The 20,703-nt window shown below is 69.9% G+C and carries 18 protein-coding genes; 9 read left to right on the top strand and 9 right to left on the bottom strand.

Annotation, left to right across the window (positions count from 1 at the left end; genetic code table 11):
• Window positions 1–210: 210 nt before the first annotated feature.
• Both ACFOGJ_RS14440 and ACFOGJ_RS14435 read left to right on the top strand, forming a co-directional pair.
• Window positions 211–1,830 (top strand): AMP-binding protein, encoded by a 1,620-nt coding sequence (locus ACFOGJ_RS14440; RefSeq protein WP_379901549.1) that lies wholly within the window; start codon window positions 211–213, stop codon window positions 1,828–1,830.
• Window positions 1,827–2,267 (top strand): VOC family protein, encoded by a 441-nt coding sequence (locus ACFOGJ_RS14435; protein WP_379901547.1) that lies wholly within the window; start codon window positions 1,827–1,829, stop codon window positions 2,265–2,267. Before ACFOGJ_RS14440 ends, ACFOGJ_RS14435 begins: the two co-directional genes overlap by 4 nt.
• An 18-nt stretch (window positions 2,268–2,285) precedes the next feature.
• On the opposite strand, the gene ACFOGJ_RS14430 is transcribed toward ACFOGJ_RS14435, so the two are convergent.
• From ACFOGJ_RS14430 to ACFOGJ_RS14405, 6 genes are all read right to left on the bottom strand, one after another.
• Window positions 2,286–3,419: a zinc-binding dehydrogenase gene (locus ACFOGJ_RS14430; protein WP_379901545.1), complete on the bottom strand. Its 1,134-nt coding sequence runs from the start codon at window positions 3,417–3,419 to the stop codon at window positions 2,286–2,288.
• Window positions 3,420–3,459: 40 nt separating this feature from the next.
• Entirely contained in the window at window positions 3,460–4,791 is a 1,332-nt protein-coding gene (locus tag ACFOGJ_RS14425; protein WP_379901543.1) for a TRAP transporter large permease, read from the bottom strand.
• A gap of 48 nt (window positions 4,792–4,839) precedes the next feature.
• Window positions 4,840–5,361 (bottom strand): TRAP transporter small permease, encoded by a 522-nt coding sequence (locus tag ACFOGJ_RS14420; protein ID WP_379901541.1) that lies wholly within the window; start codon window positions 5,359–5,361, stop codon window positions 4,840–4,842.
• 39 nt (window positions 5,362–5,400) lie between these two features.
• A complete protein-coding gene (gene dctP, locus ACFOGJ_RS14415; RefSeq protein ID WP_379901539.1) occupies window positions 5,401–6,372 on the bottom strand; it encodes a TRAP transporter substrate-binding protein DctP in 972 nt (323 codons plus the stop codon).
• Between the two features lie 80 nt (window positions 6,373–6,452).
• Window positions 6,453–8,021, bottom strand: a complete 1,569-nt coding sequence (locus ACFOGJ_RS14410) for an indolepyruvate oxidoreductase subunit beta family protein (RefSeq protein ID WP_379901537.1) — start codon at window positions 8,019–8,021, stop codon at window positions 6,453–6,455.
• A 4-nt stretch (window positions 8,022–8,025) separates the two neighbouring features.
• On the bottom strand, window positions 8,026–10,191 hold the full coding sequence (locus ACFOGJ_RS14405; protein WP_379901535.1) for a thiamine pyrophosphate-dependent enzyme: 2,166 nt from the start codon (window positions 10,189–10,191) through the stop codon (window positions 8,026–8,028).
• A 204-nt stretch (window positions 10,192–10,395) separates the two neighbouring features.
• Here ACFOGJ_RS14405 and ACFOGJ_RS14400 point away from each other — a divergent pair, with 204 nt between their 5' ends.
• Window positions 10,396–11,409, top strand: coding sequence for a zinc-dependent alcohol dehydrogenase family protein (locus ACFOGJ_RS14400; RefSeq protein WP_379901533.1), 1,014 nt, complete (start codon window positions 10,396–10,398; stop codon window positions 11,407–11,409).
• Between the two features lie 184 nt (window positions 11,410–11,593).
• On the opposite strand, the gene ACFOGJ_RS14395 is transcribed toward ACFOGJ_RS14400, so the two are convergent.
• Both ACFOGJ_RS14395 and ACFOGJ_RS14390 read right to left on the bottom strand, forming a co-directional pair.
• Window positions 11,594–12,124 (bottom strand): aromatic-ring-hydroxylating dioxygenase subunit beta, encoded by a 531-nt coding sequence (locus ACFOGJ_RS14395; protein WP_379901531.1) that lies wholly within the window; start codon window positions 12,122–12,124, stop codon window positions 11,594–11,596.
• 3 nt (window positions 12,125–12,127) lie between these two features.
• Window positions 12,128–13,459 carry an aromatic ring-hydroxylating oxygenase subunit alpha gene (locus ACFOGJ_RS14390; RefSeq protein WP_379901529.1) on the bottom strand — a complete coding sequence of 444 codons (1,332 nt, stop codon included), beginning with the start codon at window positions 13,457–13,459 and terminating at the stop codon, window positions 12,128–12,130.
• Between the two features lie 101 nt (window positions 13,460–13,560).
• On the opposite strand from ACFOGJ_RS14390, the gene ACFOGJ_RS14385 reads away from it, so the two are divergent.
• The 6 genes from ACFOGJ_RS14385 to ACFOGJ_RS14360 all read left to right on the top strand — a co-directional run bounded on the left by ACFOGJ_RS14385 (window position 13,561) and on the right by ACFOGJ_RS14360 (window position 19,486).
• On the top strand, window positions 13,561–14,481 hold the full coding sequence (locus ACFOGJ_RS14385; protein WP_379901527.1) for a LysR family transcriptional regulator: 921 nt from the start codon (window positions 13,561–13,563) through the stop codon (window positions 14,479–14,481).
• Window positions 14,482–14,626: 145 nt separating this feature from the next.
• Window positions 14,627–15,880 carry an ABC transporter substrate-binding protein gene (locus tag ACFOGJ_RS14380; protein WP_379901525.1) on the top strand — a complete coding sequence of 418 codons (1,254 nt, stop codon included), beginning with the start codon at window positions 14,627–14,629 and terminating at the stop codon, window positions 15,878–15,880.
• 240 nt (window positions 15,881–16,120) lie between these two features.
• Window positions 16,121–16,990, top strand: a complete 870-nt coding sequence (locus ACFOGJ_RS14375; RefSeq protein ID WP_379901523.1) for a branched-chain amino acid ABC transporter permease — start codon at window positions 16,121–16,123, stop codon at window positions 16,988–16,990.
• The gene (locus ACFOGJ_RS14370) at window positions 16,987–17,994 is read left to right on the top strand and encodes a branched-chain amino acid ABC transporter permease (protein ID WP_379901521.1); all 1,008 of its coding nucleotides are present in this window, start codon (window positions 16,987–16,989) and stop codon (window positions 17,992–17,994) included. The genes ACFOGJ_RS14375 and ACFOGJ_RS14370 overlap by 4 nt, the downstream gene beginning before the upstream one ends.
• Entirely contained in the window at window positions 17,991–18,767 is a 777-nt protein-coding gene (locus ACFOGJ_RS14365) for an ABC transporter ATP-binding protein (protein WP_379901519.1), read from the top strand. Before ACFOGJ_RS14370 ends, ACFOGJ_RS14365 begins: the two co-directional genes overlap by 4 nt.
• A complete protein-coding gene (locus tag ACFOGJ_RS14360) occupies window positions 18,764–19,486 on the top strand; it encodes an ABC transporter ATP-binding protein (protein WP_379901517.1) in 723 nt (240 codons plus the stop codon). The genes ACFOGJ_RS14365 and ACFOGJ_RS14360 overlap by 4 nt, the downstream gene beginning before the upstream one ends.
• A gap of 12 nt (window positions 19,487–19,498) precedes the next feature.
• Here ACFOGJ_RS14360 and ACFOGJ_RS14355 read toward each other — a convergent pair whose 3' ends face one another.
• Window positions 19,499–20,668, bottom strand: coding sequence for a GGDEF domain-containing protein (locus ACFOGJ_RS14355; protein ID WP_379901515.1), 1,170 nt, complete (start codon window positions 20,666–20,668; stop codon window positions 19,499–19,501).
• Window positions 20,669–20,703: the final 35 nt, after the last annotated feature.

Below are 20,703 nucleotides of genomic sequence, written 5' to 3'. Positions count from 1 at the left end.
CCCCTCATCGGAAGCGTTTATGACGCCCCGATCGCGCCGACCTGCCGCATCGTGACCTGGGGCGAGATTCCCAAGTCACCGCTTGTGTCCTTTCGGCACAAGCGGCGCCGACGGCGGAAGCGGTGACGCGCCTCCCCCTCGCCGCAGGGTTTCCGGCTAGACTCACACCCCAAGACCGGACAACCGGCGCGCAGGAGGACGCCCATCGCCATGCCGCACAGCATCGACACCGTCACCGGCCTGATCGCCGCCCGCGCGGCCGAGGCGCCGGGAGCAACGGCCGTCATCGCCGACGAAGGCCGGCTGGACTATGGCGGGCTCGACGCGCTGGGCCGGCGCGCGGCGGCCGGCCTGGCCGCGCTCGGTGTCGGGGCCGGCAGCCGCGTTGCCTTCTGGCTGCCCAACAGCCTGGCCTATCTGGGCCTCTATCTCGGCTGCTGCCGGCTGGGCGCGACCGCCGTCGCGGTGAACACCCGCTACCGTTCAGCCGAGGTCGGCGACATCGTCGGCCGCTCAGGTGCGTCGGTCCTGGTGCTCTGGCCGGGCTTCCGCGGCATCGACTTCCTGGGGCTGCTGGAGGGGTGCGACCCGGCCGCGCTCGCGGGGATCCGGCATGTCGTCACGGTCGATCCGTTCGGCCAGGGCGGACCGGCACGCCTGCCCGGCCATCTGGACCATGCGGCACGGGTCGACTGGCACGACCTGGCCGGTGCCCCGGCAATGGCACCTGCGGATGGCCGCGACCGCGCCGCGCCGGAGGCGCACTGCAACATCTTCACCACCTCAGGCACCACCCGGGCGCCGAAGTTCGTCGCCCATCACCAGGCCTCCATCGCCGGGCATGCGCAGACCGCAGCGACGGCGTTCGGCTATCCCGCCCGTCGCGGCGGCTTCATGTGCGTGCTGCCGTTCTGCGGCGTGTTCGGCTTCAACCAGGTGATGGCGGCCCTGGCCGCCGGCCGGCCGGCCGTGATCCGCAGCGCCTTCGACCCGGCCGAGGTGGTGGCCCTGATGGACGAACATGGCGTCACCGACATCAACGGCACCGACGACATGCTGGCCGCCCTGATGGACGCGGCCGGCGGCCCCGCCGCCATGGCGCGCACCCCGTTCATCGGCTGGGCGGCATGGGGTACCGGGTACGAGACGCTGGGCCGTCGCGCGGATGCGGCCGGCATCCGCTTCTGCGGCCTGTTCGGCATGAGCGAGATCCAGGCGCTGTTCTCCGCACGCCCCGCCGATGACCCGGTGGAGCGGCGGCTGAAGCCGGGCGGCACACTGGCCTCCCCGGTCACCGAGATCCGGGTGCGCGACCCCGACAACGGTGCGGTGCTGGGAATGAACGCCCCGGGCGAACTGGAGGTGCGCGGCCCGTCGCTGATGGCGGGCTATGCCGACGACCCGGCGGCCACGGCGGCCGCCTTTACCGCCGATGGCTGGTTCCGTACCGGCGACCTGGCGCAACTGGACGGCCCGCGCAGCCTGCTGTTCCTGCAGCGGATGGGCGACGTGCTGCGGCTGGGCGGCTTCCTGGTCAGCCCGGCGGAAATCGAGGCACAGCTGCAGGCCGGACCCGGCATCGCCGCGGCACAGGTGGTGGGGGTGCCGGGCCCCGACGGCACCCGCCCGGTCGGCTTCGTCACCCTGGCCGACGGCGCCGGCTTCGACGAGGCGGCCCTGCAGGCCCATTGCGCTGCACGGCTGGCGCGGTTCAAGGTGCCGGTCCGCATCTTCGCCCTCGACGATTTCCCGCGCGCCATGAGCCCGAACGGGATGAAGATCCAGCGCGCCGCGCTCCGCCGCTTGGCCGAAGAGGCGCTGCAGGCATGAGCCGCGGACGCACAGGCGCCTTCCACCATGTGGACCTGAACGTGCGCGACCTTGCCCGGTCGCGGCCGGTCTATGCGGCATTGCTGACGGCGATGGGCTATCGCTGTGCCGTGGACACGGCAGAGGAGTGCCGGTGGGACTTCGCCGAAAGTGCCCCCGGCGCCGGCGACGGCGCCGCCCTGACCATTCTGCAGGCCAGGGCGGCGGACCGCGACCATCCGCATCGCCGCTATGCGCCCGGCCTGCATCACCTGTCCTGGCGGGCCGCCAGCCGGGCAGAAGTGGACCGGGTGCATGCGGCGATGGTCGCGGCCGGCATCGCGATCCTCCATCCGCCGCAGGACTATCCCGAATATGACGGCAGCTACTATGCCGTCTTCTTCGAGGATCCGGACGGCATCAAGCTGGAGGTGGCGCACACCCCGGATTGGATATGAGAGGGGCCCCCCGCCCGTTCAGGGCCGGATCAGGTACTTCTCTCCGGTCCGCTTGGCGTCGTAGGCGGCGATCGTCGGCAGGTCCAGCACCTGCTCCAGCGAGATCTCGTGGCTGTAATGGCTGGCGAAGGTGGTGGTCAGCTCCGCCGCCACGCGGGCGCGCATCCGCTGTGCCGTCTCCGCCCCGGCCGCGGCAAGGAAGTTCGGCAGGAGCCAGCCCGATATCGACCATTTGAAGCCGAAGGTGCGGTTGAACACCGTCGGCGACAGGTCCAGCGCGCCGTAGATGTAGAGCTGCTTGAAGGTGTCGGAGCCGTAGCGGTTGTATTCCTTCATCGCCTTCGCGGCGACCGCCTCCATCGCGCCCAGGATCTGGCCGCCCTGCTTTCCGCCGCCGATCGCGTCGAAGGCCAGGGTGGCGCCGGTATCGGCGATCGCCGCGATCAGGCCGTCCATATAGTCGGCTGCGCTGGAATCCAGCACATGCTTCGCGCCCTGCGCCTTCAGCAGCTCCACCTGTTCCGGCTTGCGGACGATGTTCACAAGCGGGATGCCGTCGGCGATGCAGATCCGGTTCAGCATCTGCCCCAGGTTGGAGGCCGCCGCGGTATGGATGATGGCGCCGTGCCCTTCCGCCTTCGCCGTCTCCACGAAGCCGAGCGCGGTCAGCGGATTGACGAAGCAGGAGGCGGCGTCGCGCGGATCGGTGCCGTCCGGCATCGCCATGCACATCTGCGCCGGCAGGCAGCGGTACTGCGCGTACATCGCGCCGCCCAGCATCGCCACCGTCTTGCCCAGCAGGGCCTGCGCCTCCGGCGACCCGCCGGCCTTCACCACCACGCCGCTGCCTTCGTTGCCGACCGGCATGGCCTGACCGACCCGGCCGCCCATCGCCCGCATCGCCGCCTGCGGGATCGGCGCATGGATGACCGGCAGGCCGTCGCGGCTGCCGGTCTTCGCCGCGGAGATATCGGCGCCGGCCAGCAGCAGGAACAGGTCCGACGGATTGATCGGCGTGGCCTGCACCCGCACCAGGACCTCGTGATCCTTCGGCTCCGGCATCGGCTGCGCCGCCAAGGACAGGTCCAGTTCGCCCGCTTCCTTTACCAGGGACTGGATGGACAGGTTGGTGGCGGGGATCTCTTCGGTCATCTCGGGCTCCAGGGGGTTGAACAGGGTCGGCAGCCTGCGGCTACCGGATTAGCGAAGGCAACCAGATCGCGATGCTGGGAAACAGGATCAGGAATACCATCACCAGCAGTTCCAGGGCGATGAAGGGGAAGGCCGCGGCATAGATCTGGGTCAGCCTGATGCCGGCCGGCGCCACCCCCTTCATGATGTAGAGCAGCAGGCCGAAGGGCGGGGTCAGCAGGCTGATCTCCATGGCAATCAGCATCATCACCATCAGCCAGATGGTGTTCATGCCCAGCCCGTCCGCCATCGGCAGGAAGAAGGGCAGGGTGAGCAGCATCATGCTGATCTGGTCCATGAAGGCGCCCAGGAACAGCAGCACCGCCATCATCAGCAGCATCGCCAGCAGCGGCGTCATGTTCCAGGTGGCGAATTCCTGCAGCAGGCCGCTGGTGGCGCCGGAGATCTGCAGCACCTGCGAGAAGGTCAGCGAGCCGGCGATGATGAACAGGATCATCACGTTGATCTTCGCCGTCTCGGTCAGCGCCTTCTTCAGCTTCGGCCAGGTCAGTTCGCCATAGCAGGCGCAGACGATCACAGCGGCGACGCAGCCCAGCGCCGAGGCCTCCTCCGGCGCCGCGATGCGGAAGAAGATCGAGCCGACCACCACGACGAAGATGGTGAACAGCGGCAGCACGTCGATCACGAACGGCCGCCAGCGGTCCCAGCCGGACAGCCGCGCCTCCGCGACGGTCTCCACCGGCGCCAGGCGCGGGTTCAGCCGGCAGCGCAGCACCACATAGGCGACGAACAGGACCGCCATCGCCGCGCCGGGCAGGATGCCGGCGATCAGCAGGTCCTTGATCGACCGCTCCGCCAGGCTGGCCAGCAGCACCGCCAGGGCCGAGGGCGGGATCAGCATGGCGATGCCGCCGACCGCCATGATCGGGCCCATCGCAATCTTCGGCTCGTAGCCGCGCTTCAGCATGTCAGGCAGCATCACGCTGCCCAGGATCGCGGTATTGGCGATGGTGGAGCCGGACAGCGACGAGAACACGGTGCCGCCGGCGATCGCAACCACCGACAGCCGCCCCGGCACGCGGGAGATCAGGCGGTCGATCGCGGCGATGGCGCGGAACGCCATGCCGGTCTGGAACAGGATCTCGCCCATCAGGATGAACAGGGCGACCGGCACCAGGGTGAACTTGGAGATCGAGAAGACATACTCGATCGGCATCAGGGCCAGCCCGATCTCGCCGCGCAGGAACAGGAAGACACCAAGGATGTTGGCGCCGAAGAAGGCGAAGGCGACCGGCAGGCCGAGGAACATCAGCCCGACCACGGTGCCGAGCATCAGCACCAGCGCCCAGTACCATTCCATAATCATGCCCATTCCATGATCATGACCGGTCCCGCAGCAGCCGTGGCGCCAGGCTGCGCATCAGAAGCCGCCCTCTGCGTCGTCCAGCGCCTCCGGCGCCTCGCCGGCGCGGATCATGCGGAACAGGAATTCCAGCGCCAGCAGGACGAAGCCGGCGACGAAGACGGTCAGCAGCAGCCATTCGGCCACTTCGTAATAGCCGTACTGCACCGCGCCGAAGGCCTTTGCGGCCAGCAGGTTCTGCAGGCCGTACCAGAACATGAGCGCGGAAATCGCAATTCCCGCCAGGTCGAGGAGCCTCTCGAGCGCGGCGCGCAGGGCCCGCGGCAGGCCGGAGAGCAGCAGGTCCACCCGGATATGGGCGTTGAGCCGCAGCACCCAGGGGGCGGCCAGGAAGACGCCGACATAGAGCGCGTATTCAACGATCTCCTGCATGCCGGGCAGGTTGCCCCACTCCAGCAGGCGCAGCACCAGGTCGGCCGCGATCGCCAGCGCGAACAACCCGATGCTGATGCCCACCAGGGTGCCCACCCCGGCATAGACCCGGCCGACGGCGGCATCGATCCGCCGGAAGCCGTTCATGGCAAGCCTGCCGGCGCTGCGCCGGCGCCCGCGCGGCCGCTATTCCTTGGCGAACAGCTTGCGCAGCTTCGGGCCGTTCTCCGGGCTGGTCTCCTCCACCCCGGCCCAGCCGGTGTCCCGGGCGGTCTGCAGCCATTTCTCCGCATCCGCGCCGGTGAAGGTGATGATCTCGAACTCGTTCGCCTGCTTGGCACGGGAGGCGTCCGCCGCCTTGGCGTCCTCGACCACCGCCTGCTGCTCGTATTCCAGGGCGGCCTTCTGGATGATGTCGCGCGCCTGCTGGCTCAGCCCGTCCCAGGCCCCGGCATTCGCGATCAGTTCCAGGTCCACGTCATAGAAGCCGGGATCGACCCGGTACTTCGTCACCTTCTCCCAGCCGGGGCGCAGGCCGGTGATCGGCCAGCCATAGCCGGCGACGGTGCCGTTCTCCATCAGGGTATAGACCTGGTCCAGGTTGGAGGTCTGCGTCGTCGCCCCCATCGCCTTGAAGAAATTGGTGTAGATCGGCGCCACCCGCAGATGCAGGCCCGACAGGTCCGGCTTGTCGATCTTGTGGCCCTCGCCCAGGTAGAGCTGGAACGGCATGCCGTAGTTGAAGCGTGCCAGCGGCACCAGGCCCTGTGCCCGGTGGATCTCCGTCATCAGCGCCCAGCCGCCGTTCTCGCGGATTTCCGCCGGCGTGCGCTCCAGCAGCTTCCAGGCATCGGCCTCGGGCACGACGTTCTGGTAGTAGGCGCCGGTGCAGGAGCTGATGTCGTAGACCCCCTGCGCGACCTTCTGCACCAGGGTGAAGGGGCTGCCGATCGCCGGCGCGCCGCCGACATAGTTGAGCTGCACGACGTCCTTGCCGCGCATGTTCACCGTGTCGATGAAGGCCTCGAACCGCTTGGCGAAGAACGACCCCTGCGGAAAGCAGGCCGCGGCCTGCAGCACCTTGGCCTCCGCCTGGGCCGGGCCGGCGTGCAGGCCGGCGGCAGCGATGGCGATTGCGGCGACCGCTCCTGTGATCATGTGGCGCATCATGCTTTCCTCCCCTGATCGCTTTATCGTTGCCTTCCGTTCTAGCCGCTGCGCGGTCGCGGCGAAAGGCGTCAGAGTTCGCGCAGGGTCCGGATGCCGCCGTCCAGGGCCTCCCCCGCCTCGTCCTTCAGGGCCAGTTCGCGCAGCCGGCGGATCCAGTCGGCGGCGTCGGGCCGGCCTTCCACCAGCGGGATCGCGCCGATCACCCGGGCGAATTTCGACTCCCCGCGGGCATGGGTATCGCTGTAGCCCTTCACCAGCCGGCGGCAGCGCAGCACCTCGACCGCCAGGTCGTAATCCTGCTCCGCCACCCGCCGCATTTCCGCCAGCCAGGCTTCCAGATGCGCCTGTTCCACCTTGTGGCGCAGCATGCCGCGCCGCCAGCGCCGCAGGCCGCCGACACCGTAGAGCATCAGGAACCAGAACAGGCCGTCGGTGCGCACCCGCCGGCCGCGATTGACCAGCCGGTCCAGGTTGCGCATCAGGCCCGGCCGCGCCTCGATCCAGCGGCCCAGGCCCGCCGGCAGGGTGCCGCAGACCTCTTCCATCCGCGGATGCATGAATTCCGTGGTGTGCAGGACCTGGCCCTCCCCGACGCCCATCTCGGCCCGCACCCGGGCGAAGCGGCTGGCGCGGGTCTTCAGGTCCGCCACCCGCACCACATCGTCATAGGCCATCGCATTGGCGATGTACTTCGCCGCGTCCACGGTCAGCAGGAAGTTGCGGGAGCCGCCGTCGATCCGCTTGTCCAGCGCCAGCACCGCGTCGACCCGGTCCAGATATTCCGCGCCATAGGCCAGGTCCTGGAAATCCACCACCTTCTGCAGGCCGGCGGCCAGCATCGCCTGGGCCGGCGCCGGATAGGAGGCGACCCGCGCCGTCAGTGCCGCATAGGCATCCTGCAGCGCTTTCGGACCTGCGGGGTCGGACGGCGCCGCCGGTGCGCAGGCCGCGTCCTCGGACGCAGCCGGTTCGGGGTTCAGCTCGACCGACGTGCGCCCGGCATCAAAGGCGCGCAGGCTCGCCTCCACGCCGCGGCCGCCGGCCCGGATCGTCTCCTTGAACTGCTCGGCAGTGAAGGGCAGCACCCCGGCGCCGGCCAGCGCGCCGAACAGGCTGGCGGAGATCATGCTGCCATGGCTGCGCGCCAGCCGCTCCATGTCGGCGGCGATCAGCCGCGCACAGGACCGGCGCGCGATGTCCAGCACCGGCGCGTTCGGGCGGATGCCGTCGCCGGGCTCCGCCTTTTCGATCAGCGCCAGGGCGCGGTGGGTCGAGGTGATCAGGGTGGTGCGGTCGGCGGTGACGAAGCCGCGCTGGATGGCGCGACCGGCTTCCATCAGCTCCGCGGCGACGACGATGTCCACGTCGCCCGGGGTCGGCATCAGGGAGAAGACCGGCTGCCGCCCCTCGTCGGGCACCATCTCGATGTAGTAGACGGTGGCGCCGGTGCGCTGCGCCACCCCGGGCACCGAGGTCGACTGCGCCCGCCAGCCATTTTCCTCCGCCGTGGCGGTGATCCAGTCGCTCAGCACGCCGCCGCCCTGGCCGCCGACCGCCAGCACCGCCAGCTTGATGATCCGCTGCCTGGCCGCCGTGGCGCCGCCGGCCGACCCGGTGCTTTCCGTTGCCGCGCTCACCGGCTCAGCCTGCCCGCGCCGGCATGCCGGAGAAGTCCAGCCGGCCGCGCGCCCGGCGGCCCTGCAGGGCGCCGATCAGCCGCGACCGCAGGCGGTGCAGGAAGCGGTCGAAGGCGTTCGGGTTGTGCACGACATCGGCGCGGTAGAAGGACGGGCAGAGCACGGCGGCATCCGCCACCTCGCCGCAATTGCCGCAGCCGACGCAGCTCTCGTCGATGGCGGCGACCGGGTCGTCGCGCAGCGGGTCGTCCAGCCGCTTCACCGACAGGGAGGGGCAGCCCGACAGGCGGATGCAGGCATGGTCGCCGGTGCAGACATCCTCGTCGACGCCGAAGCGCGGCTGAACAATCCGCTTTCCGTCCTTCACCGCCTCGGCGCGCTGCGGCTTCTCGCGGCGCTGGCGGTTCAGCATGCATTCCGACGAGGCGACGATGACCTTCAGGCCCGGCGCATCGGTCGTCAGCGCCTCTTTCATCGTCGCGCGCATCTTCGGCACGTCATAGGTGCGGTCGATCTGGCGCACCCAGTCCACGCCCATGCCGCGGATCGCATTGGCGATCGGATGCTTCGTGGAGCGCGAGGCGTTGCTGGCGCGGCTGGACAGGATGTCCTGCCCGCCGGTGGCGGCGGTGTAGTTGTTGTCGACCACCACCACCAGGCCGTTCGATTTGTTGAACACGGCGCCGCCGATCGACGAGTTCAGGCCGTTATGCCAGAAGCCGCCATCGCCGATGATGGAGATCGAGCGCTTGCCCGCCGGCACGTTGAAGGCGGAGGCAGAGGCCGGCCCCAGGCCGTAGCCCATGGTGGTGGCGCCCATGTTGAACGGCGGCAGGCTGGCGAACAGGTGGCAGCCGATATCGCCGGCGATGTGATGCTCGCCCAGATCCTTCTCCACCAGCTTCATGGCGGCGAAGATCGGCCGTTCCGGACAGCCGGTGCAGAAGCCCGGCGGCCGCGGCGGCACGGCGGCGGCCAGTTCCTCCGCCGGCACCGCATCCTGGCTGCGGTTGGGCGCGCGGTCCTGGTCGCTCAGCATCTCCGCCGCATGGTCGCGCAGGAAGGCGCGGATGCCGTCCAGCATCACCTGCCCGGTATATTCGCCGGCCTTCGGGAATGGGTCCTTGCCGCGCAGCCGGGTCGGGCTGTCGGCGTTGTGCAGCATCGCGCCGAAGGCCTGCTCCAGATAGTTGGGCTGGCCCTCCTCCACCACGAGGACCGCGTCCTTGCCGGCGCAGAAGGCCAGGAACTCGTCATCGACCAGCGGATAGGTGACGTTCAGGACATAAAGGGGGATGCGGCTCTCGCCATAGACATCCGCCAGGCCCAGCAGCTGCAGCGCCCGCAGCACGCCGTTGTACATGCCGCCCTGCAGAACGATGCCGACCCTGCCGTCTTCCGGCCCGAACCGTTCGTTCAACTTCCGCTCGCGCACGAAGTCCACCGCCGCCGGCCAGCGCCGGTCGACCTTCTCATGCTCGTGCGCGAAGGCCGCCGGCGGCAGCACCACCCGGGCGCTGTCGCGGCGCGGATTCTCCAGCGCCTCGGCGACCGTCATCTTCGGCCGCTGGTTGTCCTTGGCGATGAAGCGGCCATGCACGTGGCAGGCGCGGATGCGGACCTGCAGCATCACCGGGGTGTTCGATGCCTCCGACAGCTCGAAGCCGTCCTCCACCGCCTTGACGATGCTTTCCAGGTTGGGGCGCGGGTCCAAAAGCCAGATCTGCGATTTCATCGCGAAGGCATGGCTGCGCTCCTGCATGATCGAGGAGCCCTCGCCGTAATCCTCCCCCACCACGATCAGCGCGCCGCCGGTCACCCCGCCGGAGGCCAGGTTGGCCAGCGCGTCGGAGGCGACGTTGGTGCCCACCGTCGACTTCCAGGCCACCGCGCCGCGGATCGGGTAGTGGACGGAGGCGGCCAGGGTGGCGCCGGCAGCGGCCTCGTTCGCGGATGCCTCGAAATGCACGCCGAGCTCGCTGAGGATCTCCTCGCCATCGGCCAGCACGTCCATCAGGTGCGAGATCGGCGCGCCCTGATAGCCGCCGACATAGCCGACCCCGCATTGCAGCAGCGCCTTGGTCAGGGCCAGGATGCCCTCGCCGCGGAACTCCTGGCCTGCGCCGATGCGCAGCTGCTGGACCTCTTTCGCAAAGGAGCGTTCAGCCATGCGCCCGGTTCCTCGTCCGCTTCATCGTTCGGTATCCCAAGATCGCCCCGCGTTTCGTATCGGCGGAGGATGACCAAGATGGCGCGACGGCGGTTCCGGAGCAACAGAGGCCCGGCCGGAATGCACTCCCGTCCGGTTTGACCCTCCGCATGCACCATGCCAGCGTCACCGCCCCGCACGCCCCCCAGCCAGCAGGAGCCGATCATGTCGATGATGCGCGTCGCCACCGCCGCAGCCGCGGGCGGCCTGGACAAGCTCGAGATCGCCGAACGCGCGGTGCCCGAGCCGGGCCCGGGCGAGATCCTGGTCCGCATCCATGCCAGTTCCCTGAACTATCACGACTATGCGGTGGTGACCGGCATGCTGCCGATCCCCGATGGCCGGATTCCGATGTCCGACGGCGCGGGCGAGGTCGTCGCGCTGGGCGCCGGGGTCGACGCGTTCGCGGTCGGCGACAAGGTGCTGTCGCTGTTCTTCCCCGGCTGGGCGGACGGCCCGCTGACCCCGGCGAAGGCGGGCGGCGTGCCCGGCGACAATATCGACGGCTTCGCCGCGGAATATGTGGCGATGCCGGCCACGGCCTTCACCCGCATGCCGGCCGGCTATGGCATGGACGAGGCGGCGACCCTGCCCTGCGCCGCCGTCACCGCCTGGCGGGCGCTGACCCACACCCAGCCGCTGAAAATGGGGGAGACCGTGCTGGTGCTGGGCACGGGCGGGGTCTCGATCTTCGCCCTGCAGTTCGCCAAGGCGGCCGGCGCGCGGGTGATCGCGACCTCCTCCTCCGACGCGAAGCTGGAGCGGCTGACGGCGCTGGGCGCCGACCATGTCGTCAACTACAAGGCCGAGCCGCGCTGGGGGAAGGCGGTGCAGGAGATCACGGGCGGCGCCGGCGTCGACAAGGTGATCGAGGTCGGCGGGCCGGGCACCTTCGGGGAATCGATCGCCGCCTGCCGCATGGGCGGCCATATCGCGATGATCGGCGTGCTGACCGGCCGCACCGGCGAGGTGCCGACGGCCGCCCTGTTCCGCAAGGTGCTGACCGTGACCGGCATCCTGGTCGGCTCCCGCCAGGACCAGGAAGACATGGTCGCCGCGATCGAGGCGACCGGCATCCGCCCGGTGATCGACAGCCGCTACCCCCTGCAGGGCATCGCCGACGCCTTCGCCCATCAGGAGGCGCAGGGCCATTTCGGCAAGATCTGCCTGACGGTCTGAGGGGCAAGCGGCGCCTCTCGGCACATCGGTGCCGTCATCCTCGGCCCCCGAGCCGAGGATCGCGACGGAACGGCACCGCTGCGAGGCGGCGGCCCGTCAACGACGGCGTTGGGATCCTCGGCTCGGGGGCCGAGGATGACGGCGAAGTGTGAGCATCGGCAGCGCCGCTCGACGCCCCGCCCCGCTAGATCCAGAACTGCAGGACGTATTCGAACGGGCCGTCATAGTTGACGATGTCGACCCGCTGCAGGCGGATGCGGAAGCCGTCCGGCGTGCGTACCAGATGGTGGCGGTAGCTGCCGGCGAAGTAGCGCTGTGCGTCCAGCCGGAACTCCACCACGTGGAACTTCGACCGCGCGACGACCTCCCCCGTCTTCGGGTCGTCGCGCTCGATCACCACATTGCCGACGACATGGCTGGTGCGGTTGCGCGGGCTCTGCGACCAGGCGCGCGGATGCTGCAGCCGTTTCATCCGGGTCCGCATCAGCCAGCGGTCCTCGTAGAAGATGCTGGGCACGCCCTCGCCCGACGTGTGGGCGGGATCGGCCGGCATCCAGTAATGGCCGTCGGAGGTGAACAGCTCCATCCAGTCGGCCCAGCGCCGTTCGTCCAGGATCTCCGCCTGACGGGTGAGGAACTGCTCGACCTGCCACTGGGTCTCCAGCCGGGCCAGCAGGCCCCGCTCCGCGGCGCTGTCGATCGCGGCCTCCGCCATCGCTCAGCCCTCCCCCATATAGTCGGTCCAGGCGGTGAACATGTGCCGCATCGGCATCTCGCTCAGGCCGGTGACGGAGGTGATCTCGCCGTCCTTCTCCGGGTCCTGACCGGCATTGCGGTGGAAGCTGACCCAGTCGCCGCCCTCGCTCTCCAGCCCCTGCTGGCAGCGCCAGAAATTGTAGAGGTCGTCGGCGTTGATCATCGTCGACGGCGAGTTCACCAGGTTGAAGTAGTGCAGGGAACGCCGGTAGATCGGCTCCGGCGCACCCTTCAGGCGGAAATGCCAGATCTCCGTCAGGGTCCGGTCGGGGCCCAGGGGGCGCACCGCGCGCAGCTGCTGCAGCGGCGCCTGCACCGACAGGCAGGGATAGACCAGCACGTGGTGGATGTTGGTGGTCAGGATCTCCTCGGTGCGCGCCTTGCCGTAGGCACGCTCCATCACCGCCTCGTATTCCAGGGTGTCCGGGTCCGTCGGCCGCAGGCCCATATAGCCTTCCAGGATGCAGTGGCCGTACTTGAAGCCGCGGGTCTGCAGGCCGTCCCACTTGTAGATCGGCGTCGTGAAGGCCGACAGGTAGTGGTACTGCAGCGGCGCGTTCTCGCCGGTCTCCGCCTTGATCTCGTCCTCCACCTCCGACGCCGCCTTGCCGGCCGCGCCATGGGTGATGGAGGGATGCAGCGCGTCGAGCTGGTTCTCCAGGAAGATCTTCCAGTTCGACTTCTGGATCACCCGGAAGCAGGTCGGCACGACCTCGACCTCGCCTTCCGGCGCCCGGTCGCACATATCGTCGAAGGCCGCCTTGGCGCCGCCCAGCCAGGTCACCAGGTCGGGCCCCTCCGCCGCCAGGCTGGCGAACCAGAAGCCGCGATAGCCCTGCACCCGCGGCGCCGCCTTCATGCTGCAGTCCGGGTTGTCGGTCGACAGGCGGGTGCCCTTGTAGCCGTCCGGCGTCGGGATCGCATGCACCTTGCCGTCCAGCTTGAACTGCCAGGAATGGTAGGAGCAGGTCAGGGTCTGCCCGCAATTGCCCATATGCTCGTTGGTCAGCATCGCGCCGCGATGCGGGCAGCGGTTGTAGAGCACGTGGATCGAGCCGTCGGCGGCCCGGGTCATGATCATCGGCTGGCGGCCGATCTGGAAGGTGGCGAAGTCGCCGGGATTGGGGATCTGGCTCTCATGCCCGGCATAGATCCAGGACCGGTGGAAGATCCGCTCGATCTCCAGGTCGAACACCTCCTGGTCGGCATAGCAGGCGCGATGCGCCCGGTCGGGCTCGACCAGGTCGCGGGGGTCCCATCCCCCGTCGCCACCCTTCTTCGGCACATGCAGCATGACCGCCTCCATAAGATCCGGGTTTTTCATTGCCTCCGTTATACAGGCGGCTACCCCTGCCCAGCCATTTCTGTTTTGGCCGAAATCCATTACCGTGAGTTATGCGCATCGATCCCCGCCAGATGGAGATGTTCCTGGCCGTCTACCGGAGCGGCAGCCTGGGACGCGCCTCGCAGCAGCTGAACCTGACCCAGCCGGCCGTCAGCAAGGCGATCCGGCGGCTGGAGCGCAGCCTGCAGGTGACCCTGTTCGAGCGCGAGCCGCGCGGCATGGTGCCCACCCTCTATGCCGAGGCGCTGGTGCGTCATGCGGAACTGGTCTCCTCCGAACTGCAGCGCGCGGTGGAGGAGATCGCGGCGATGCGCGGCACCGCGCGCGGCCGCGCCAAGATCGGCGGCACGCCCAGCGTGATCGAGGGGCTGTTTCCGGCCGCCATCTCCCGCCTGCTGGGGCGGCGCCCGGCCCTCACGGTGGAAGTCCGCGAGGCGTTGGAGGGGCCGTTGCTGGAGGCGCTGCTGAAGGGCGAGATCGACCTGGCCGTGGCCGGCGGCATGCGCCGCATCCGCGACTATCCGGTGCGGGTGGAGGCGCTCTATGTCGACCGGGTGCAGGTGGTCTGCCGGCCGGACCATCCGCTGCGGCGTGCCGGCGGGCCGCCGGGGCTTGAGGACCTGCAGCTCTATCCCTGGGTGCTGACCGAGCGCGACAACGTGATGTGGCGCCGGCTGTCGGAGATGTTCTACGACGCCGGCCTGGACCCGCCGGAGACGGCGGTGGAGACCTCCTCCGCCCGGCTGATGACCAGCGTGGTGCGCGACAGCGACTTTCTGACCTGGCTGCCGGAGGCCCTGGTGACGGAGGAACTGCGCGACGGCAGCCTCGCCGTGCTGGCGCCCGAGCGGCTGTCCTGGGAGCGCCAGGTCGTCGCCGTTCAGCGGGAGAAGGGCTCCCTGCCGCGGCCTGCCGCCGCCTTCCTGGAGACCCTGCGCGCGCTCTGCCGGTCCCGCGCGGCGGCGGAGTGAGCCGCGCAGGCGCCCTGGCCCCCTCCTAAGCCCCAGGTTTTGCCACCGGCACGACAATTCAGTGGTCGCGCCGCCGCACGACCGGCGATACTTTTGCATCAATCGCCGCGTCCAAGCGGCTGCACGGACACTTGGGAGGTTTCCGATGCGAGACAGTTCTGCCGTTCTGCGCCGCCTGATGCGTGGCGTCCTGCCTGCCGCGGCCCTGCCTGCCGCAGCTTTTGCCGCCCTTGCCCTGAACGCGGCTGCCGCGCCGGCCCAGGCGGAAGAGGTCAAGGTCGGCGTCGTCCTGACCTTCTCCGGCGGCGCCGCCCAGTTCGGCGAGCAGATCTCGCGCGGCATGGAGCTCTACATGAAGGAGCATCCGGAGGCCTTCGGCGACAATACGGTCACCTTGGTGAAACGCGACTCCAAGCGTCCGGGCGGCGACATCGCCAAGAACGCGGTGCAGGAGCTGATCACCCGCGAAGGGGTCGACATCCTGGCCGGCTTCGTCTTTTCGCCCAATGCGATCGCCAGCGCGCCGCTGGCGACCCAGGGCAAGGTGCCGATGATCATCATGAACGCCGGCACCGCCTGGATCCCGTCCCTGTCGCCCTATATCGCGCGGGTCTCCTTCAGCATGTGGCAGACCGGCTATCCGATGGGGCAGTACGCGGCCGGCAAGCTGGGCTGCAAGACCGCGGCGGTGGGCTATACCGACTATCCGCCCGGCAAGGACAGCCTGGACGCATTCCAGATGGGCTTCGAGAAGGCGGGCGGCAAGCTGGTCGAGGCGGTGCCGATGGGCAGCCCGGCCGAGGTGCCGGACTTCACCCCCTTCTTCCAGCGGGTGCGCGACGCCAAGCCCGACTGCTTCTACGTCTTCGTGCCGTCGGGCAACCATGCCGCGGCGGTGGCCAAGACCTTCGCCGATACCGGCATGAAGGCCGACGGGGTGAAGCTGATCGGCCCCGGCGACATCACCCAGGACACGCAGCTGCAGGGCATGGGCGACGATGCCGTCGGCCTTGTCACCATGCACCACTATGCCGCCGACTATGACACGCCGGAGAACAAGGCCTTCGTGAAGGCCTGGAAGGACGCCTATGGCGCCGATTCCGTGCCGGACTTCATGGCGGTCGCCGGCTGGGACGGCATGGCGGCGATCGCCCATGCGATCAAGGCGCAGGACGGCGACGTCTCCGCCGACGGTACCATGGAAGCGCTGAAGGGCTGGACCTTCGCCAGCCCGCGCGGCCCGATCATGATCGACCCCGAGACCCGCGACATCGTGCATGACGAGAACATCCACGAGGTCGTGAAGGAGGACGGCATGCTGAAGGTCAAGGTCGTCGACACGATCAAGCAGGTGAAGGACCCCTGCAAGGAGCTGAAGGTCGGCAAGTGCGGCGAATAGGCCGTCCACATCGCCGTCATCCTCGCACTGCGGTACGGGGATGACGGCGGGCTGCCGTCCGGTGCCACTGCTCTCCCGCCCACCGTCACCCTCGGGCCTGACCCGAGGATCCCAGCGCCGGCTGTCCCGCAGCACCGCCCCACGACGTCGCCGCCCTGCCACGGTCCTCGGCTCGGGGGCCGAGGACGACGGGACGGGTGGTACGGGAGGACAGGTCCTGCGCCGGGTGCAGGCCGAACCGTGACCGCCGCCATCTCCATCCTGTTCGACGGCCTCGCCTATGCGATGCTGCTGTTCATCATCTCCGTCGGGCTGTCGGTCACGATGGGGCTGATGGGCATCGTCAACCTGGCGCATGGCGCCTTCGCGATGGCTGGCGGCTATGCCACGGTGACCCTCATGAACGACCTGGGCCTGCCCTTCGTGCCGGCCCTGATCGGCGCCTTCCTGGTGGTCGCCCTGGTCAGCGTGCCGATCGAGCGGCTGGCCTATGCGCCGCTCTACCGCCGGCCGGAACTGGATCAGGTGCTGGTCACCATCGGCCTGGTCTTCATGACCATCGCCGCGATCACCTATTTCTACGGCCCCTCGCCGCCCAGCATCGAGGTGCCGGCCTTCCTGTCCGGCCAGGTCGACCTGGGCCTGCGCACGGTGCCGGCCTATCGCCTTTTCATCATCCTGCTGGGCCTGGCTCTGATCGTCGCTTTGTGGCTGGGGCTGGAGCGCACCCTGGTCGGCGCCCGCATCCGCGCCGCCGTCGACAATCGCGACATGGCGCAGGCGGTCGGCATTCATGTCGACCGGCTGTTCGTGACGGTCTTCGCGCTGGGCAGCGGCCTGGCGGCGTTGGGCGGCGGGCTGGCGATCGAGATCGTCGGCGTCTCCCCCACCTTCGCGATCCAGTACCTGGTGTTCTTCCTGATCGTCGTGGCGGTCGGCGGGCTGGGCAGCCTGCGCGGCGCCTTCGTCGCCGCGGTGGTGCTGGGCATTCTCGACACCGCGGGCAAGTATCTCTGGCCCGCCGGCGGCGGCTTCTTCATCTATGCCGCCACGGTGGCGATCCTGCTGCTGCGCCCCGCCGGCCTGTTCGGACGGGAGCAGGTCCGATGAGCGGCGCGGGCGCCGGCCCTGCAGCCGATACGGCCGCGGTCCGGGCCGCGCTGCGCCGCCGCGACGGCTGGCACTGGACCGAGGCGCTGCCCTGGCTGGCGGCGATCGCCTTCTTCTTCGTCATGCCCGACTACGCGGTGATGGGCACGACGATCCTGATCACCATCCTGTTCGCCCTCTCCCTCGACCTGATCCTGGGCTATGCCGGCATCGTCACCCTTGGCCATGCCGCCTATTTCGGCGCCGGCGCCTATGCCACCGGCATGCTGTCGGCGCATCTGGGCTGGGGCGAGCCGCTGACCGGGCTCGCCTTCGGCGGCGCGGTCGCCGGCCTTCTGGGCCTGCTCACCGGCTGGGTCCTGCTGCGCTATCACGGCCTGACCCTCTTGATGCTGACCCTGGCCACCGCAATCCTGCTGCAGGAACTGGCGCATACCGCGGAGCCCTGGACCGGCGGCTTCGACGGCCTGGTCGGCATCTCGATCTGGCCGGTCCTGGGCCTGTTCGAGAACGACCTGTGGGGACACAACTACTTCTGGTACGCGCTGGCGGTGGTGGCGATCTGCTTCCTGGCGGTGCGGCGCATCGTGCGCTCGCCGTTCGGCCGCTCCCTGGTCGGCATCCGCGAGAACGGGGTCCGGATGGAGGCGATCGGCGTGCCGGTGCATCGCCGGATGGTCACCGCCTATACCCTCTCCGCGGTGCTGGCCGGCATCGCCGGCGGCCTGTTCGCGCAGCAGGCCGCCTTCGTCACCCTGGACGTGCTGAGCTTCGCGCGCTCCGGCATGGTCCTGATCGTGCTGATCCTGGGCGGCACCGGCCGGCTCTACGGCGCTTTCGTCGGCGCCGCGGTCTATGTCGCGCTGGAAGACGAGCTGGCGCGGATCAGCCCGGAATTCTGGGAGTTCGGCATCGGCCTGGTGCTGGTGCTGGTTGTGCTGTTCTTCCGCGGCGGCCTGCTGGGCGCCGCCGACGGCCTGCGCGCGCGGCTGGGCCGCCGATGAACGCGACCGCAGCGATGCTGGAAGTCAGCGGCCTTCGCCGCCGCTTCGGCGCACTGGAAGTCGCCCGCGGCATCGAGCTGTCCCTGCCGCAGGGGGCGCGGCAGGCGCTGATCGGCCCGAACGGGGCCGGCAAGACCACCCTGGTCAACCTGATCACCGGCCGGCTGCGCCCCGATGCCGGACGGATCCGGCTGCAGGGCCGCGACGTCACCGCGCTGGATCCGGCGGCGCGGGTGAAGGCCGGCATCGCCCGCACCTTCCAGATCAACCAGCTGTTCCGCGGCCTGGAGGTGGTGGAGAATGTCGCCATGTCGGTGGCCGAGCGCCGGGGCGAAGGCGGCAATGCATGGCGGCCGGCTGCCGCCCAGGCCGAGGTGCTGGACGAGGCGATGGAGATCCTCGCCGGCCTGGGCCTGGCCGACGATGCGCTGACCCCGGTGCGGCTGCTGCCCTATGGCCGTCAGCGGCTGGTGGAGGTCGCCATCACCCTGGGCCTGCAGCCGCGGGTGCTGCTGCTGGACGAGCCGGCAGCCGGGGTGCCGGCGGCCGACAGCCGCAACATCCTGGAGGTCCTGTCGCGCCTGCCGGCGGAGATCGCGATCCTGATCATCGAACATGACATGGAGGTGGTGTTCCGCTTCGCGGAGCGGATCACGGTGCTGGTCGACGGCGGCATCCTGACCGAAGGCACGCCGCAGGAGATCGCTGCCGACCCGGAGGTGCGTGCGGTCTATCTGGGCGAGCGTGCCGCCCCCGGGACGGATCCGGCATGACGGGGGCGGCCGAACCGCTGCTGGCGCTGCAGGGCGTGACCGGCGGCTATGGCGAGACCGTCGTGGTGGAAGGGATCGACCTGGCCCTGGCGCCGGGGGAGAGCCTGGCCGTGCTGGGCCGCAACGGCACCGGCAAGACCTCGCTGCTGCGCCTGGTGATGGGGCTGGCCGACCTGCATCGCGGCGGCATCTCGTTCGCCGGCGACGACATCTCCCGCCGGCCGGTCCATGCCCGCAACCGCGCCGGGCTGGGCTTCGTGCCGCAGGAGCGGGAGATCTTCGCCTCCCTCACCGTGCAGGAGAACCTGGCGGTGGCGGGCCGGGTCGGCAGCGGCGGCGACTGGAGCGCCGACCGGGTCTACGCGATGTTCCCCCGGCTGGCGGAGCGGCGGGCGAACCGCGGCAACCAGCTGTCCGGCGGCGAACAGCAGATGCTGGCGATCGGCCGCGCGCTGATGGGCGACCCGCGCCTGCTGCTGCTCGACGAACCGTCGGAAGGCCTGGCGCCGGTGATCGTGGAGGAGCTGGAGCGCGCCATCGGCGCCCTGCGCGACGAGGGCGGCCTGGCGGTGATCCTGGTGGAGCAGCACACCCGCTTCGCGCTCGACTTCGCGCCCCGCGCCATCGTCCTGGACCGTGGCCGCATCGTCTTCGACGGCGAAAGCGGGGCCTTGCGCGACCCGGAGGTGCTGCAGCGGCATATGGGCCTGGCGCAGTAGGGCGCGTCCGCTTCAGCCGGCGGGTGCGCCGGCCAGCTCGACCCGGTTGCGGCCGCCCGCCTTTGCGGCGTAGAGCGCGCTGTCCGCCACCTCGAACGGCCGCGCCGCCATTGCTGTCTCCGCGCCGGGCTGCAGCAGGGCGACGCCGACGCTGACCGTGACCGGCACGCGACGGCCGGCAGCCTCCACCGGGGCCCGCGCGAGCGCCAGCCGGATGCGTTCCGCCACCTCCTGCGCCTGGCCGATGTCCTGCACCTGCAGCACCGCGGCGAATTCCTCGCCGCCCAGCCTGCCGAACAGGTCGTCCGGCCGCAGCTGCGCTTCGGCCCGCCGGCAGAACGCCTGCAGGACGAGGTCGCCTGTCTCGTGGCCGAAGCTGTCATTGACCCGCTTGAAATGATCGAGGTCGAACATCAGCAGCGCCAGCGCCCCGCCGGGCTCCCTGGCGCGGGCCAGCAGGCGCTCCAGCCGCTCGCCCAGGCCCCGCCGGTTCAGCACCCCGGTCAGCGGGTCGGTATCGGCGAGGACGCGCAGACGCATCTCCACCCGCTCCCGCACCAGGCGGGCGCCATAGATCACGATCACCAGAAGGATCAGCACCTCGACGATGCCGTCCAGCCAGGCGATCGGAAAGCCGCCGAGCGCGGGCGGACGCAGCCAGAGGCCGGCGCCTGCGATCGCCAGGCTCCAGATTCCGGCCAGCAGCAGGAAAAGCGCCATCGGCCGCCGGCTGGAGCCGGCGGGAAGCGCCGCCGCCGCCGCGGCCGGGCGGGGCCAGATCGCCCGGGCGAGCAGGACATAGCCGATCGCCGAGCCCGTGTTCAGCAGGGCGAAGCGCAGGAAGAAGGTCTCGCGCAGCTCCGGCACGGCGATGCTGAGCAGCCAGGTGGCCGCCGGCAGCAGCGCCTCCGGCCGCAGGGAGAGGCCGTCCAGACGCCGCGCGCCCCAGATCCAGCCGGCGAAGGCCAGAAGCAGCAGCAGGTTGGCGAGACCGACGGTGACGATGTCGGGCAGCGGATGCGCGGCGACGAGCGCCAGGCCGATTGCGGTGGCGCCGAAGCCCGTCGCCCACCACAGGAAGCTGGACGCCGCGCGGTCGCGCAGCCAGGCCACGAGCAGGCCGGCGCCGACCGTCAGGGCCGCCGCGGCGAGGATCACCAGCGCTGTGATGTAGTCGAGCAAGGCTTCCCCGTCCGCTGTCCCCGTCCGCTGCCGCG

Source organism: Marinibaculum pumilum (assembly GCF_042646425.1).
Classification (GTDB): domain Bacteria; phylum Pseudomonadota; class Alphaproteobacteria; order Ferrovibrionales; family Ferrovibrionaceae; genus Marinibaculum; species Marinibaculum pumilum.
This window is presented reverse-complemented; position numbering and strand designations above follow the sequence as displayed.